Annotated in this window: 14 protein-coding genes and 1 pseudogene; 8 read left to right on the top strand and 7 right to left on the bottom strand. The window is 71.4% G+C overall.

Going from position 1 to position 13500, the window contains the following annotated elements; translation table 11 throughout:
* Window positions 1-74 precede the first annotated feature (74 nt).
* The 5 genes from ACH4NX_RS34835 to ACH4NX_RS34815 form a co-directional block, all read right to left on the bottom strand.
* Window positions 75-695: a TIGR04222 domain-containing membrane protein gene (locus ACH4NX_RS34835; protein ID WP_398130026.1), complete on the bottom strand. Its 621-nt coding sequence runs from the start codon at window positions 693-695 to the stop codon at window positions 75-77.
* Between the two features lie 67 nt (window positions 696-762).
* On the bottom strand, window positions 763-1014 hold the full coding sequence (locus ACH4NX_RS34830) for a hypothetical protein (RefSeq protein ID WP_351399507.1): 252 nt from the start codon (window positions 1012-1014) through the stop codon (window positions 763-765).
* 453 nt (window positions 1015-1467) lie between these two features.
* On the bottom strand, window positions 1468-2931 hold the full coding sequence (locus ACH4NX_RS34825; RefSeq protein ID WP_351399509.1) for a catalase: 1464 nt from the start codon (window positions 2929-2931) through the stop codon (window positions 1468-1470).
* A gap of 178 nt (window positions 2932-3109) precedes the next feature.
* Window positions 3110-4000 carry a 2-hydroxy-3-oxopropionate reductase gene (locus ACH4NX_RS34820; RefSeq protein WP_398130025.1) on the bottom strand — a complete coding sequence of 297 codons (891 nt, stop codon included), beginning with the start codon at window positions 3998-4000 and terminating at the stop codon, window positions 3110-3112.
* A gap of 48 nt (window positions 4001-4048) precedes the next feature.
* Complete coding sequence (locus ACH4NX_RS34815; protein ID WP_351399513.1) at window positions 4049-4906, bottom strand: TIM barrel protein; 858 nt, start codon at window positions 4904-4906, stop codon at window positions 4049-4051.
* 138 nt (window positions 4907-5044) lie between these two features.
* On the opposite strand from ACH4NX_RS34815, the gene ACH4NX_RS34810 reads away from it, so the two are divergent.
* The 8 genes from ACH4NX_RS34810 (at window position 5045) to ACH4NX_RS34775 (ending at window position 12337) form a co-directional block, all read left to right on the top strand.
* Entirely contained in the window at window positions 5045-5326 is a 282-nt protein-coding gene (locus tag ACH4NX_RS34810; RefSeq protein ID WP_351399514.1) for a hypothetical protein, read from the top strand.
* Window positions 5323-5691 (top strand): helix-turn-helix domain-containing protein, encoded by a 369-nt coding sequence (locus ACH4NX_RS34805; RefSeq protein WP_351399516.1) that lies wholly within the window; start codon window positions 5323-5325, stop codon window positions 5689-5691. Before ACH4NX_RS34810 ends, ACH4NX_RS34805 begins: the two co-directional genes overlap by 4 nt.
* A gap of 167 nt (window positions 5692-5858) precedes the next feature.
* The gene (uraD, locus tag ACH4NX_RS34800; RefSeq protein WP_351399518.1) at window positions 5859-6374 is read left to right on the top strand and encodes a 2-oxo-4-hydroxy-4-carboxy-5-ureidoimidazoline decarboxylase; all 516 of its coding nucleotides are present in this window, start codon (window positions 5859-5861) and stop codon (window positions 6372-6374) included.
* Window positions 6371-6772: a hydroxyisourate hydrolase gene (gene uraH / locus ACH4NX_RS34795; protein WP_351399521.1), complete on the top strand. Its 402-nt coding sequence runs from the start codon at window positions 6371-6373 to the stop codon at window positions 6770-6772. Before uraD ends, uraH begins: the two co-directional genes overlap by 4 nt.
* Window positions 6773-6779: 7 nt before the next feature.
* Window positions 6780-7715, top strand: coding sequence for a factor-independent urate hydroxylase (gene pucL, locus ACH4NX_RS34790; RefSeq protein ID WP_351399523.1), 936 nt, complete (start codon window positions 6780-6782; stop codon window positions 7713-7715).
* A gap of 65 nt (window positions 7716-7780) precedes the next feature.
* Window positions 7781-9193, top strand: coding sequence for a nucleobase:cation symporter-2 family protein (locus ACH4NX_RS34785; RefSeq protein ID WP_398130024.1), 1413 nt, complete (start codon window positions 7781-7783; stop codon window positions 9191-9193).
* 70 nt (window positions 9194-9263) lie between these two features.
* Complete coding sequence (locus ACH4NX_RS34780) at window positions 9264-10676, top strand: 8-oxoguanine deaminase (RefSeq protein WP_398130023.1); 1413 nt, start codon at window positions 9264-9266, stop codon at window positions 10674-10676.
* A gap of 272 nt (window positions 10677-10948) precedes the next feature.
* Entirely contained in the window at window positions 10949-12337 is a 1389-nt protein-coding gene (locus tag ACH4NX_RS34775) for a nucleobase:cation symporter-2 family protein (protein WP_351399527.1), read from the top strand.
* A 106-nt stretch (window positions 12338-12443) separates the two neighbouring features.
* Here ACH4NX_RS34775 and ACH4NX_RS34770 read toward each other — a convergent pair.
* Both ACH4NX_RS34770 and ACH4NX_RS34765 read right to left on the bottom strand, forming a co-directional pair.
* Window positions 12444-12776, bottom strand: a pseudogene (locus ACH4NX_RS34770) (acyl-CoA thioesterase); the annotation flags it as partial.
* 12 nt (window positions 12777-12788) lie between these two features.
* Window positions 12789-13439 carry a hypothetical protein gene (locus ACH4NX_RS34765; RefSeq protein ID WP_398130022.1) on the bottom strand — a complete coding sequence of 217 codons (651 nt, stop codon included), beginning with the start codon at window positions 13437-13439 and terminating at the stop codon, window positions 12789-12791.
* Window positions 13440-13500 lie beyond the last annotated feature (61 nt).

Below are 13500 nucleotides of genomic sequence, written 5' to 3'. Positions count from 1 at the left end.
CGTACGCGGTACCCGAGAGCGGCCCGTTCCTGACGGACGGGCCGCTCTTCCGCGTGCCCTGCCGCCGTTCGCGCTCAGTCGCCGCCGCCCCCACCGCCTCCGCCGCCCCCGCAGTAGTACGCCATGCCGCCCCCCGAGCCGCTGCCGCGTTCGGGCGGGGAGTGCTTGAGCAGACCCCTGTCCGCCACCTCCACCCGCTCGACGAGCCCCGCCCGCAGCGCGAAGCGGGGCAGCAGGACGCGCAGGGCGGCCACGTCGTGCAGGGCGACGGCGAGCAGCCTGTCGTCGGCCGTCATACCGCGCCGGCTCGTGGGCAGCGGGTGCGAGTCGCGCAGGGCCCGCACCCGGCGGCGGGCGGCACGGGTCGGACCGAGCAGCGGGTAGCGCAGCAGCCCGGCCTCCGCCAGGGGGATGCGCGTCAGCGCCAGCGCGAGGCGGACGTCCGGGTGCCGGGTCAGCCTCCGTACCGGGAGGGGCTCGTGAAGACACTCCCGCACCGCCTGGGCCAGGGGCGGGAGGGGCACCGCGGCCGCCCCCGGCGCCGACGCCAGGGCCCGTACGGTGCCGGGCGGGCCGGCGTCGAGGGCGCCTCGCAGATAGAGGTCCACCACGGCGACCGTCACGGCGGCTCGGGGGCCGCCGCGCACCAGCGCGACCTCGTGCGGTGCGAGCCGGACCGTTGTGCCGTCGTCCATGTGACCACCCCCGAGACCACCCCGTATTGCCCGGGTTGTGCCCGCTGCCGAGGGCGCCTACGCGCTTTCAGCCGTCGTGGTGCTCATGGTGCTCGTGCAGTCCCGGCCAGTCGTCCGGCCCGCCGCCCTGCCACTCGACCAGTTCGCTCTCCTCGACGTCGGTCACGTAGAGGTCGGCCAGGCGCAACAGCTCGGCGACGTCGTCGACGTGCGAGGCGACGCCCAGCGTCCCGTCGCCGGAGGTGACCCGGCGGGACCCGTCCAGGGCGGGGGCGTGGACCACGATGCGAGGGTGTTCGGGTGGGTGTGCCGTTGCCATGTCTCCAGGCTGCTGCGCGGGCGCGCGTTCCGCACCCCGGCACCCGGGCGAACGGCACCCGGGCGAACGCCGGAGAGCGCCGGATGCGGGACCGTCCGCATCCGGCGCTCTCCGGCCGGTGAAGGATCTTGACGTGGTGTCCGTCCGACGGCGCGAGTCTGGGCGCGACAGGTCGTTCGCGCCGCCGGACGGAGTTCTCGGGGCCCCTTTTACGAAGGGGCGGGTGGTGGCTGGGACCGCGGCGGTGCGACGGGACCGGAACGCTTCTCCCCTCAGGTCGTAGGAGAAGCTCCGGTTCCCTTCACCACCGCACTGGCTCGCAGGCCGCCGCGGTCCTGGCCCTGCCCGCGCCGGCACCGTGCGGCCACCCCTCATCCGGGCCGCTCCGGTGCCTTCGCAGGCCGCGCACACGGTCCCGGCCTCCCCGCCGGGGCCCGTGCGCGAGCTGGTGGATCAGTCCTCGCGCAGGGCGCGGACCGCCTCCTGAACACGCTTGCCGTACTCCGGGTCGGCGGCGTGGAAGTGCGCGAGGTTCTTCTCGACCACGTCGTTGCGGGAGACCTGGGACAGGCCGCCGGCGATGTTCGCGATCAGACGCTTCTTCTCGTCCTCGGTCATCAGGCGGAACAGCTCACCGGCCTGGAAGAAGGGGTCGTCCTTGGTGTGCAGCGGCGCCTCGTGGGTGCCGGTGTGGCCGGACACCGCGAGCGGGGCGGCCAGCGGGCGGCCGGTCTCGACCGGGCCGTCGTAGGAGTTCGGCTCGTAGTTCCTGGCGTCACGGCCCTGCGGGTTGGACGCCATCAGGCCGTCGCGGCCGTAGTTGTCCGCGCCGCCGGGCACCGCCTTCGGCGCGTTCACCGCGAGCTGGGTGTGGTTGACGCCCAGGCGGTAGCGGTGCGCGTCCGCGTAGGCGAACAGGCGGCCCTGGAGCATCTTGTCGGGGGAGGGGCCGATGCCCGGAACGAAGTTGTTCGGGGAGAACGCGGCCTGCTCGACCTCGGCGAAGACGTTGTCCGGGTTGCGGTCCAGCACCAGCCGGCCCACGCGGCGCAGCGGGTAGTCGCCGTGCGGCCACACCTTGGTCACGTCGAACGGGTTGAAGCGGTAGTTCGCCGCCTCGGCCACCGGCATCAGCTGCACGTGCAGCGTCCAGGACGGGTACACGCCCCGCTCGATCGCCTGCACCAGGTCCGTCTGGTGCGAGGTCGGGTCCTGGCCCGCGAGCTCGGCGGCCTCGTCGGCGGTCAGGGTGCGGATGCCCTGGTCCGTCTTGAAGTGGTACTTGACGAAGAAGGACTCGCCCTTGCCGTTCGTCCACTGGTAGGTGTGCGAGCCGAAGCCGTCCATGTGGCGGTACGACGCCGGGATGCCGCGGTCGCCCATCAGCCAGGTCACCTGGTGCGTGGCCTCGGGGGAGTGCGCCCAGAAGTCCCAGACGTTGTCCGGCTCCTGGCGGCCCGAGAACGGGTCGCGCTTCTGCGAGTGGATGAAGTCGGGGAACTTGATCGGGTCCTTGATGAAGAACACCGGGGTGTTGTTGCCGACGAGGTCGTAGTTGCCCTCTTCGGTGTAGAACTTCAGCGCGAAGCCGCGCGGGTCGCGGACCGCGTCCGCGCCGCCCAGCGAGTCGGCCACGGTGGAGAAGCGCAGGAAGACCTCGGTGCGCTTGCCGACCGTGTTCAGGAAGTCGGCGTGCGTGACGTCGGTGACGTCGTCGGTCACCTCGAAGTGGCCGTAGGCTCCGGAACCGCGGGCGTGCACCACACGCTCCGGGATGCGCTCGCGGTTGAAGCGGGCGAGCTTCTCCAGCAGGTGCTGGTCCTGGATCAGGAGCGGGCCGCCGATGCCGGCGGAGGCGGAGTTCTGGTTGTCGGCGACCGGGGCGCCGGACTCTGTCGTGAGCACGCGCTGCGACATCGGGGACCTTCCGTGCGAGGGTTCAGCGGAAACTTGTTTCCGCTTCGTGGAGCCTAGATTTGGGGCGGAGGCACGTCAACAGTTTGTTGAAGTGGGTTCCGGGCGACGCCGCCGCTCGGGCGCGACAGGACAGGTGTCAGCGACGGCGCCGCCCGGAAGTCTCGTGAGGTGCCCGCGGTCAGACCTGGGCGCCGGAGAGGCGCTCCACGGCCCGCAGCAGGGCCGAGTGGTCCAGGCCGCCGTCGCCCTGGGCGCGCAGTGAGGCGACCAGCTGGGCGACCACGGCGCCGACCGGCAGCGCGGCGCCGACGTTGCGGGCGGCGTCGGTGACGATGCCCATGTCCTTGTGGTGCAGGTCGATGCGGAAGCCCGGCTTGAAGTCGCGGGCCAGGAAGTTGTCCTTCTTCCGCGTCAGCACGGTCGAGCCGGCCAGGCCGCCGCCCAGGACGTCGAGGGCGGCCTTGAGGTCCACGCCCGACTTCTCCAGGAAGACCACGGCCTCGGCGCACGCCTGGATGTTGACGGCGACGATCAGCTGGTTGGCGGCCTTCACGGTCTGGCCCGAGCCGTGCGGACCGCACAGCACGATCGTCTTGCCCAGCGCCTCCAGGAGCGGCTTGACCTCGTCGAAGTCGGCCTGCTCACCGCCGACCATGATGGACAGGACGGCCTCGACGGCACCGGCCTCGCCGCCGGAGACGGGGGCGTCCAGGACGCGGACGCCCTTGTCCTTGGCGGCCTTCGCCAGGTCGACGGAGGTCTGCGGGGTGATCGAGGACATGTCGACCAGCAGGGCGCCGGACCTCGCGTTCTCCAGGATGCCGTCGGGGCCGTAGGCGATGGCCTCGACCTGCGGGGACGCGGGCACCATGGTGACGATCACGTCGGCGTCGCGCACGGCCTCGGCGATCGAGCCGGCCACGGTGCCGCCGGCGGAGGACAGACGGTCCAGCTTCTCCTGCTCCAGGGTGAAGCCGGTGACCTGGTAACCCGCCTTGATCAGGTTCTCCGACATGGGGGATCCCATGATGCCGAGACCGATCCAGGCGACCTTGGGAAGCGTGCTCATGATGGATGCCTCTCTGAAAATCTCTGAAAAGTTCCTGCGGTACGGCGCTCAGCGGGCCGCGCGGGCCTCGGCCGGCAGCCAGGAGAAGGCCTCGGCGCTGGGGTTGTCGCCCGGCTTGTACTCCAGACCGACCCAGCCGTCGTAACCGGCCTTCCTCAGCCGGCCGAGCAGTTCCTCCAGCGGGAGGGAGCCCGTGCCGGGGGCGCCGCGGCCGGGGTTGTCGGCGATCTGGACGTGGCCGGTCCTCGCGGCGTACGCGTCGATCACCCGCGGCAGGTCCTCGCCGTTCATGGACAGGTGGTAGAGGTCCATGAGGAACTTGGCGTTGCCGAGCCCCGTGGCCTCGTTGACCTGGTCGACGACCGCGACGGCGGCCGGCGCCGAGACCAGCGGGTACAGCGGCGACTCGGGTTTGTTGAGCGCCTCGACCAGCAGGATGGCGCCGATCCGGTCGGCCGCGCGGGCGGCGAGGACCAGGTTCTCCAGCGCGAGCCTGTCCTGCTCGGCCGGGTCCACGCCCTCGACGCGGTTGCCGTACAGCGCGTTGAGCGCCGTACAGCCCAGCGACTTGGCGAAGTCGGCGGCCACGTCGATGTTGGCGCGGAACCGGTCCGACTCCTCGCCGGGGACCGACAGGGCGCCGCGGTCGGGGCCGGGCAGCTTCCCGGCGTAGAAGTTCAGCCCGGTGAGCTGGACGCCCGCGTCCTCGATGGCCTTCCTCAGGGCGTCGAGTTCGGACTGCTCGGGGGTGGGCGAGTCGATCCAGGGCCACCACAGCTCGACCGCGGTGAAGCCGGCCGCGGCGGCGGCCGCGGGACGCTCCAGGAGCGGGAGTTCCGTGAAGAGGATCGACAGGTTGACGTTGAAGCGCTGGTCTGCGGCTGTGCTCCACTCGAAACCTGGCATCGGGTGCCGCGCTCCCTTCCGTTCGATCGTATTCCGCATTACGGAAGTTCGTTTCTGCTTAATGGAAGATTGCCGTCAGGGCTTCCGCCTTGTCAAGAGGGGGCGGCGGAAACGGTCACCGCGCGTTAGGTTGACCGGGTGCGATTGAGAGTGGAGTTCACGACCGAGCCCTTCGACCTGGACGAGGCACCCGCGCACGCGGTGGTGGCCCGGGAGGTCGTCGAGGCCGCGGAGCTGGACGAGGTCGACGTCGGCCCGTTCGGCAACACCGCCGAGGGCGGTGCCGACGCGGTGCTCACCGCCGTGGACGCGCTGCTGCGCCGCTCCCTGGAGGCGGGCGCCACCCGGATCTCGCTCCAGGTGAACCTGGTCGAGGAGAGCGTGGCCGGTGAAAGCGTGTCCGGGGAGGGCGAGCGGTGACGGGCCCGGGGGAGGAGCCCTTCATCGCGGCCGTGAAACCCCTGGTCGACGCCATCGGCGGCGAGATACTCCCGCCGGACGAGGCCGGCCAGGACGACGTCGTGCTCTCCTGGGAGGGTGCCGACGTCGTCGCCGTACGCCTGCCGCAGCTCGCCGACTCCCTGGACCACATCCTGGCCGCCATGGAGCGCCGGCAGGGCAGGCCGCTGGCCGAACTCGACCGGCGGACCAAGCAGGAGGTCGTGCGGACGCTGGAGGCGCGCGGCGCCTTCTCCGTGCGGCACGGCGTGGAGACCGTCGCGGGCGCCCTGGGCGTCAGCCGCTTCACCGTCTACAACTACCTCAACCGCGAGAAGGGTGCCTGACCAAGACCGGGTCTGTGACCAGGCACGACCTCATGAACGGCAAGCCGCCGCCCGGTTACCGGGCGGCGGTTTTCGTTACTCCGAATTTTCAACAAAGTGTTGACGGCTTGTTTCCGAGCGCGTTAGCTATCGGCACGCCCGTTCAGCACAAGGCCACGGAGGCTCCCGTGACGTCCATTTCCGCGTCGGGCCTGGCCCGTTTCAACACCCTCGAGGAGTCCGCCGCGCTCGCGGAACTCCACGAGGCGTGTGCCTCCACGGCGTGGGCCCGGCACCTGCTCGCAGCCCGCCCCTTCACCACCGTGGAGGACCTCCACACCGCCAGCGACGCCGCCATGGCCGAGCTGACGGCCGAGGACCTCGCCCAGGCGATGGCCGGGCACCCGCCGATCGGCCGCCCCAAGCCGGGCGACCCGACCTCGTCCCGCGAGCAGGCCGCAATGGCCGGCGCCGCCGAGGAACTCAAGGCGGAGATGCTCGAACTCAACCTGGCCTACCAGGAGAAGTTCGGCCACGTCTTCCTCATCTGCGCCACCGGCCGGACCGGCGAGCAGATGCGGGACTCGGCTCGGGAACGGATCGGCAACTCGCCCGAGCAGGAGCGGGAGATCGTCCGCACCGAACTGGGGAAGATCAACCGCATCCGCCTGACCCGACTCGTCGAACAGGACGCCCGACCATGAGCACCAGCACCACCGCCTCCGTGTCCACGCACATCCTGGACACCAGCGCCGGCCGCCCCGCCGAGGCCGTCGCCGTCCAACTCGCCGCCCGCGCGGGCGGCGACGCGGACTGGCAGACGCTCGGCGGCTCCGCCACCGACGCGGACGGCCGGTGCAAGGACCTGCCGGCCCTGCCGGAGGGCACCACACACGTACGGCTCGACTTCGACACCGAGACGTACTTCGCCAAGAAACAAGCCGCGGCCCAGCAGGACGCCCCCGCGCTCCGGGACAGCGAGAACGGCCGGCCGGTGTTCTTCCCCGAGGTCACCATCACCTTCGCGGTGGTGCCCGGGGAGCACTACCACGTTCCGCTGCTGCTCAACCCGTTCGGCTACTCCGTTTACCGAGGGAGCTGACCGACACATGACCCGTTTCGTCCTGGGACAGAACCAGTACGGCAAGGCAGAGAACCGCGTTGTCAAGATCACGCGTGACGGCGACACGCACCACATCAAGGACCTGAACGTCTCCGTCGCCCTCTCCGGCGACATGGAGGAGGTCCACCGCAGCGGGTCCAACGCGAACGTCCTGCCGACCGACACCACCAAGAACACGGTGTTCGCCTTCGCCAAGGAGCACGGGATCGAGAGCGCCGAGGACCTCGGCGTCAAGCTCGCCCGCCACTTCGTGGACAACAACGACCCCATCCACCGGGCCCGCATCCGCGTCGAGGAGTACGGCTGGGAGCGGATCGAGACCTCCAAGGGCGGCGCCCGCTTCGTCGGCTCGGAGGAGATCGCCCACTCCTTCGTCCGCACCGGCCAGGAGACCCGCGTCGCGGAGATCACCTACGACGGCCACGGCATCCAGGTGCTCTCCGGCTTCAAGGACCTGACCGTCCTGAACTCGACCAACTCCGAGTTCTTCGGCTACCTGAAGGACAAGTACACCACCCTCAAGGAGGACTACGACCGGATCCTCGCCACCACCGTCTCCACCTGGTGGCGGCACAACTGGGACGGCGTCGACTCGCACGCCCCCGACTGGGACCGCTCGTACAACGGGGTGCGCAAGCACGCGCTCCAGGCGTTCGCCGAGACCTACTCGTACTCGCTCCAGCAGACCCTCTTCGAGATGGGTGTGCGGGTGCTGAACTCCCGCGACGAGGTCGACGAGATCCGCTTCTCCATGCCCAACAAGCACCACTTCCGCTCGGACCTGTCGCCCTTCGGGATCGACAACGAGGCCAAGGACGGCGCCGTCTACTACGCCGCCGACCGCCCGTACGGCCTGATCGAGGCCACCATCCTGCGCGACGGCGCCGAGCAACTCATCCCGGTCGACATGACCAACCTCTGACGCGGGAAGCGCGCCGCCGGCCCGGCCCCCCGGGGCCGGCGGCGCGCCACACCGGAGGGAAGACCATGGCACAGCCTGCAACGGAGCCGGCGAAAGGCTCCTGTTCCACCCCGCCGGTGCACACGGAGGACGCCGTCACGTCCGTGCACCCGGTGGACGAGAAGCTCCACCCCTCGCGGCTCGCCCCCGCCGCGCTCCAGCACATCGCCGCCATGTACGCGGGCGTCGTCACCCCTCCGCTCATCATCGGCCAGGCCTGCGGACTCGACGTCGAGGGCCGCACCAGGCTGATCGCCGCGAGCCTGCTCATCGCCGGCGTCGCGACCCTGCTCCAGACCCTCGGCGTCAAAGGCTTCATGGGCAACCGCCTGCCGTTCGTCAACGCGGCCTCCTCGGCCGGTATCGCACCCATCCTCGCCATCGCCGAGACCAACGGCGACGGCCGCCAACTCCCCGCCATCTACGGCGCGGTGATGGTCGCCGGCGTCTTCTGCCTCGCCGTCGGACCGTTCTTCGGCCGGCTGCTCCGCTTCTTCCCGCCCCTGGTCACCGGCGTCGTCATCACCCTCATCGGCGTCACCCTGATGCCGGTCCCGGTCGGCTGGGCCCAGGGCGGCGACGAGAGCGCCGCCGACTTCGGCTCGATGCGCAACCTCGCGCTCGCCGCCTTCACCCTCGCCGTCATCCTCGTCATGCAGCGCTTCGGCAAGGGCTTCCTCAAGCAGGTCGCCCTGCTCTTCGGCCTGCTCGTCGGCACCCTGGTCGCGATCCCCGTCGGCATGGCCGACTTCAGCGCCCTGAAGTCCGCGCCCATCGCCGCGCTGCCCACCCCCTTCGCCTTCGGCGCCCCCGAGTTCCAGCCCGCGGCCATCCTGTCGCTGTGCATCGTGATGCTGGTCCTGATGACCGAGTCGTCCGCCGGCATGCTCGCCCTCGGAGAGATCTGCGACCGCCCCGCCGACGCCAAGGTGATCACCCGCGGCCTGCGCACCGACGGCCTCGCCACCCTGGTCGGCCCCGTCTTCGGCGGCTTCCCCACCTCCGCCTTCGCGCAGAACGTGGGCGTCGTCACCCTCACCCGGGTACGCAGCCGCTACGTCGTCGCCGTCGCCGGCGCCACCCTGCTCGTCCTGGGTGCCTTCCCGGTCCTCGGCGCGGTCGTCTCCCTGGTCCCCATGCCGGTCCTGGGCGGTGCGGGCATCGTGCTCTTCGGGTCGATCGCCGTCAGCGGCATCCGTACGCTGGCCGAGGCAGGCCTCGACGACAGCTCCAACATCATCCTGGTGGCCGTGGCGCTCGGCGCGGGCATCATCCCGCTGGCCGCGCCGACCTTCTACGCCGAGTTCCCGGCCTGGGCGCAGACCGTCCTCGGCTCCGGCATCAGCGCCGGCGCGCTCGTCGCGGTCGGTCTCAACCTGTTCTTCCACCATCTCGGCACCCGGAGCCGCACCACCGTTCCGGCACTCAAATCCTCCTAGGGTCCTGCCGTGCCCTCCCCGTGGGTACTCACTCCCGCCCATGGGCCCCACTGAAAGAGAAGGAAGCAGCATGGCAGCATCATCGGCACCGGAGCGCGCGTCCGAGCGCGTGGTCGAACGCGTGGTCATCGAGAACTGCGCGATCGCCACGGTGGACGCGGGCGACACCGAGATCGCCTCGGGTCATCTCGTCCTCGTGGGCAACAGGATCGAGTCCGTCGGCGCGGGAGGGGCACCCGAGGGCCTGGAGAACGTGGTGCGCCGGATCGACGCGACCGGCCACCTGGCCACGCCCGGACTGGTCAACACCCACCACCACTTCTACCAGTGGATCACCCGGGGCCTGGCCACCGACCACAACCTGTTCGACTGGCTGGTCGCGCTGTACCCGACCTGGGCGCGGATCGACGAGCCGATGGCGTACGCGGCGGCCCAGGGCTCACTCGCCATGATGGCCCGCGGCGGCGTCACCACCGCCATGGACCACCACTACGTCTTCCCGCGGGGCTCCGGCGACCTGTCCGGCGCGATCATCCTCGCCGCCCGCGAGATGGGCGTCCGCTTCACCCTCGCCCGCGGCTCCATGGACCGCGGCGAGTCCGACGGCGGGCTGCCGCCGGACTTCGCGGTGGAGAGCCTGGACGGCGCGCTCGCCGCCACCGAGGCCACCGTCCGGGAACACCACGACGCCTCCTTCGACGCCATGACCCAGGTCGCGGTCGCCCCCTGCTCCCCCTTCTCCGTCTCCACCGAACTGATGCGCCAGGGCGCGGAGCTGGCCCGCCGGCTCGGCGTACGGCTGCACACCCACGGCTCGGAGACCGTGGAGGAGGAGAAGTTCTGCCACGAGCTGTTCGGCATGGGCCCGACCGACTACTTCGAGTCCACCGGCTGGCTCGGCGAGGACGTGTGGATGGCGCACTGCGTCCACATGAACGACTCCGACATCGCCGCCTTCGCCCGTACCGGGACCGGCGTCGCGCACTGCCCGTCCTCCAACGCGCGACTGGCCGCCGGAATCGCCCGCGTCCCCGACATGCTCGCCGCCGGCGTCCCGGTCGGCCTCGGCGTCGACGGCACCGCCTCCAACGAGTCCGGGGAACTCCACACCGAACTGCGAGGCGCCCTGCTGATCAACCGCCTCGGGCCCCAACGCGAGGCCGCGCTGAACGCCCGCAAGGCGCTGCGCCTGGGCACCTACGGCGGCGCCCAGGTCCTGGGCCGGGCCGCCGAGACCGGCTCGCTGGAGCCGGGCAAGCTGGCAGACCTGGTGCTGTGGCGGATGGACACCGTCGCCCACTCCTCGATCGCCGACCCGGTGACCGCCCTGGTCCTCGGCGCCGCCGCCCCGGTCACCGCGTCGTTCGTGAACGGCCGCCAGATCGTCGAGAACGGCCGGCTGCTCACCGCCGACGAGGATGCCATCGCCCGCTCCACCCGGGACGAGGCACGACGCCTGGCGCGGATCGCCGCGCAGGGCTGAAGGACGCACGACTGTCGGACGCACAGCTGAAACACGCACCACCACGCACCACTTGATCTCCGGCCGGGAGGGACGGCTTCCGGCCGGTAGCCGTGGACCCGAGCGGGGTCCATGGCGGCTGTCTCCGGGGCGCGTGCGCCCAAGCGCGCACGCTCCCGGAGCGGTCACCGTTTCCCGGAACGGTCCGTCCCGGTCCCGCACGACCACCACCCGCACCACCTCCCTGACACCCGCGTCAGAGCCGACGTGTACCCGACCGGAGGAACGCCGCCGTGGCCGACCACCCTGTTGACGAGAAACTCCCGCCACTGAAAATGGCGACGACCGGCCTGCAGCACGTGGCCGCCATGTACGCCGGAGTCGTCGCTCCACCCCTGATCGTCGGTGCGGCCATCGGCCTGACCGCGACCGAACTGACCTTCCTCACCGGTGCCTGTCTGTTCACCGCCGGCCTCGCCACCTTCCTGCAGACCCTGGGCATCTGGAAGATCGGTGCCCGGCTGCCCTTCGTGAACGGCGTCACCTTCGCCGGCGTCGCCCCCATGACCGCGATCGTCGCCTCCACCGAGGACAAGTCCGACGCGTTGCCGATCATCTTCGGCGCCGTCATCGTCGCCGGACTCATAGGCTTCTTCGCGGCCCCCTTCTTCAGCAAGGCGATCCGGTTCTTCCCACCGGTCGTCACCGGTACGGTCATCACCCTCATCGGTATATCCCTGCTGCCCGTGGCCTTCGGCTGGGCACAGGGATCCAGCCCCGAGGCCGACGACTTCGGGTCGTCGACCAACCTGGGCCTGGCCGCGATCACCCTCGTCATCGTCCTCCTGCTGCGCCGCTTCACCCGCGGCTTCGTCAAGCAGATCGCCGTGCTGCTGGGCCTGGTCGCGGGCACGCTCATCGCCATCCCGTTCGGCGTCACGGACTTCGGGCCGGTCGCGGACGCGAGCGTCGTCGGCTTCCCGACCCCGTTCCACTTCGGCGCCCCGCAGTTCCAGCTCGCCGCGATCCTCTCCATGTGCGTGGTGATGGTGGTCTCGATGACCGAGTCCACCGCCGACATGCTCGCCCTGGGCGAGATCGTGGACCGCCCGGCCGACGAGAAGACCATCGCGGCCGGCCTGCGCGCCGACACCCTCGGCTCCGCGCTGAGCCCGGTCTTCAACGGCTTCATGTGCAGCGCCTTCGCCCAGAACATCGGCCTCGTCGCGATGACGAAGATCCGCAGCCGCTTCGTCGTGGCCGCGGGCGGCGGCTTCCTGGTCCTGATGGGCCTGTGCCCGATGGCCGCCTCGCTCATCGCCGTCGTGCCCCGCCCGGTGCTCGGCGGCGCCGGCGTGGTGCTGTTCGGCTCGGTCGCGGCCAGCGGTATCCAGACCCTGGTCCGGGCCAGCCTCGACAAGGACAACAACGTCCTGATCGTGGCGGTCTCCCTGGCCGTCGGCATCATCCCGATCGCGGCGCCGGAGTTCTACCACTCGTTCCCGGAGAACGCGAAGATCATCCTCGACTCGGGCATCTCGACCGGCTGTCTGGCCGCCGTCCTGCTCAACCTGGTCTTCAACCACATCGGCGGCCGGGGGAAGGAAGCGGAGGACGTGACCCATCCGATGGAGGCGGGAACGGAGATCACCGAGGCGTCCCGGGCCCCGGCCACGCCGTGACCCCATGGTCAGCCTGACGCGGTCGGACGGCGTATCGGACCGATGCGCCGTCCGACCGCGTCAGGCCTCCGGGACGAGCCGGGACGAGCCGGGACGAGCCGGCACGTCACGCCCCGAACAGCCCCGATTCCGCCGCCAGTTCCGCGGACCGCCCGCGCGGGTTCGCCACCAGCCGGCGCTCGCGCAGGTCCATCGGGCCGCCGACACCCTCGACCTCGGCCGCGACCGTGCCGTCCGCCTTGCGGATGACCTGCCGTGTCCGGAAGGCCCTGCCCTCGCCTTACTCGAACGCGCAGGACACCGTGACCTCGTCACCGGCGAGCAGCTCCCGCCACAAGCGGATGGTCGTCTCCAGAGCGACGGGACCCACACCCCGGGCCACCGGATCGGCCTGCCGGATACCGGCCGCCCGGAGCAGCGACCAGCGGGCGCGCTCGGCGTCACGGGAGCGTCACACCTTCCGCGGCGAGGCCAGCAGGTAACGGGCGCGCGTGCGCGGCTCGGTGTGCTCCCCGACCTGCCACCCCACCCGCTCCAGCGTCGCCGCACAGCCCCGCAGGGCCGCCTCGTCCGGCTCGTACACGGCGACGGCGTCCGGCTGGGGCGTCGCCCGGACCCGGTACCCGTCATCGCCGTCCGGTCCCGCCGGACGATGCCCGGCCGCCTCCAGCGCGAGGGCGGCGGCGCGCACGAGATGTGCCCGCTCCCACCCGCAGGGCCGCTCCGTGCTCCCGTCGGAGTGCGTCATCCGGCGCAACTCCAGCAGTCCCTGCCAGGCGCTTCGCACCTCACGCAGCCGAGCCGGCCCGGCATCGCCCGGTACGGCCTCCTCCCCACCCACCCGCGCGGCGAACACCCCGTCGTCGGCGGCGGCGGGCGCCGCCGGCCCGGGCGTCCTCGGCGCCCCGGGCCCGGCGGGGGCCTCCCGTGTCCGGTGCCCGGCCGGCGTCAGGAAGTGGTCGTGCGGCGGACGCGGATGCCGGAAGGCGAGCCCTCGCCTCACCAGCGCCGCGAGCTGTGCCTCCGTGCCCTTCAGACGCCCGGTGACGGCGTCGGCGGCGTCGATGACGCGCCGCTGCGCGGCGGTGGGCGACAGTGCCACGGCGTCCTCCTTCCACCCTCACCGCCGAGACCTTCGAAGCCGGCGGCTCCCTCGAACCCGG

The sequence above is a fragment of the Streptomyces sp. NPDC017225 genome, from assembly GCF_044331465.1.
Lineage (GTDB): Bacteria > Actinomycetota > Actinomycetes > Streptomycetales > Streptomycetaceae > Streptomyces.
Note: the sequence above shows the minus strand (reverse complement) of the source record. Positions and strands in the feature narration are given on the sequence as shown.

Bases quoted from the DNA above. Each gene is read 5' to 3' on its own strand.
- ACH4NX_RS34835 (WP_398130026.1), bottom strand. From the start codon at position 695: ATGGACGACGGCACAACGGTCCGGCTCGCACCGCACGAGGTCGCGCTG.
- ACH4NX_RS34830 (WP_351399507.1), bottom strand. From the start codon at position 1,014: ATGGCAACGGCACACCCACCCGAACACCCTCGCATCGTGGTCCACGCC.
- ACH4NX_RS34825 (WP_351399509.1), bottom strand. From the start codon at position 2,931: ATGTCGCAGCGCGTGCTCACGACAGAGTCCGGCGCCCCGGTCGCCGAC.
- ACH4NX_RS34820 (WP_398130025.1), bottom strand. From the start codon at position 4,000: ATGAGCACGCTTCCCAAGGTCGCCTGGATCGGTCTCGGCATCATGGGA.
- ACH4NX_RS34815 (WP_351399513.1), bottom strand. From the start codon at position 4,906: ATGCCAGGTTTCGAGTGGAGCACAGCCGCAGACCAGCGCTTCAACGTC.
- uraH (WP_351399521.1), top strand. From the start codon at position 6,371: ATGAGCACCAGCACCACCGCCTCCGTGTCCACGCACATCCTGGACACC.
- pucL (WP_351399523.1), top strand. From the start codon at position 6,780: ATGACCCGTTTCGTCCTGGGACAGAACCAGTACGGCAAGGCAGAGAAC.
- ACH4NX_RS34785 (WP_398130024.1), top strand. From the start codon at position 7,781: ATGGCACAGCCTGCAACGGAGCCGGCGAAAGGCTCCTGTTCCACCCCG.
- ACH4NX_RS34780 (WP_398130023.1), top strand. From the start codon at position 9,264: ATGGCAGCATCATCGGCACCGGAGCGCGCGTCCGAGCGCGTGGTCGAA.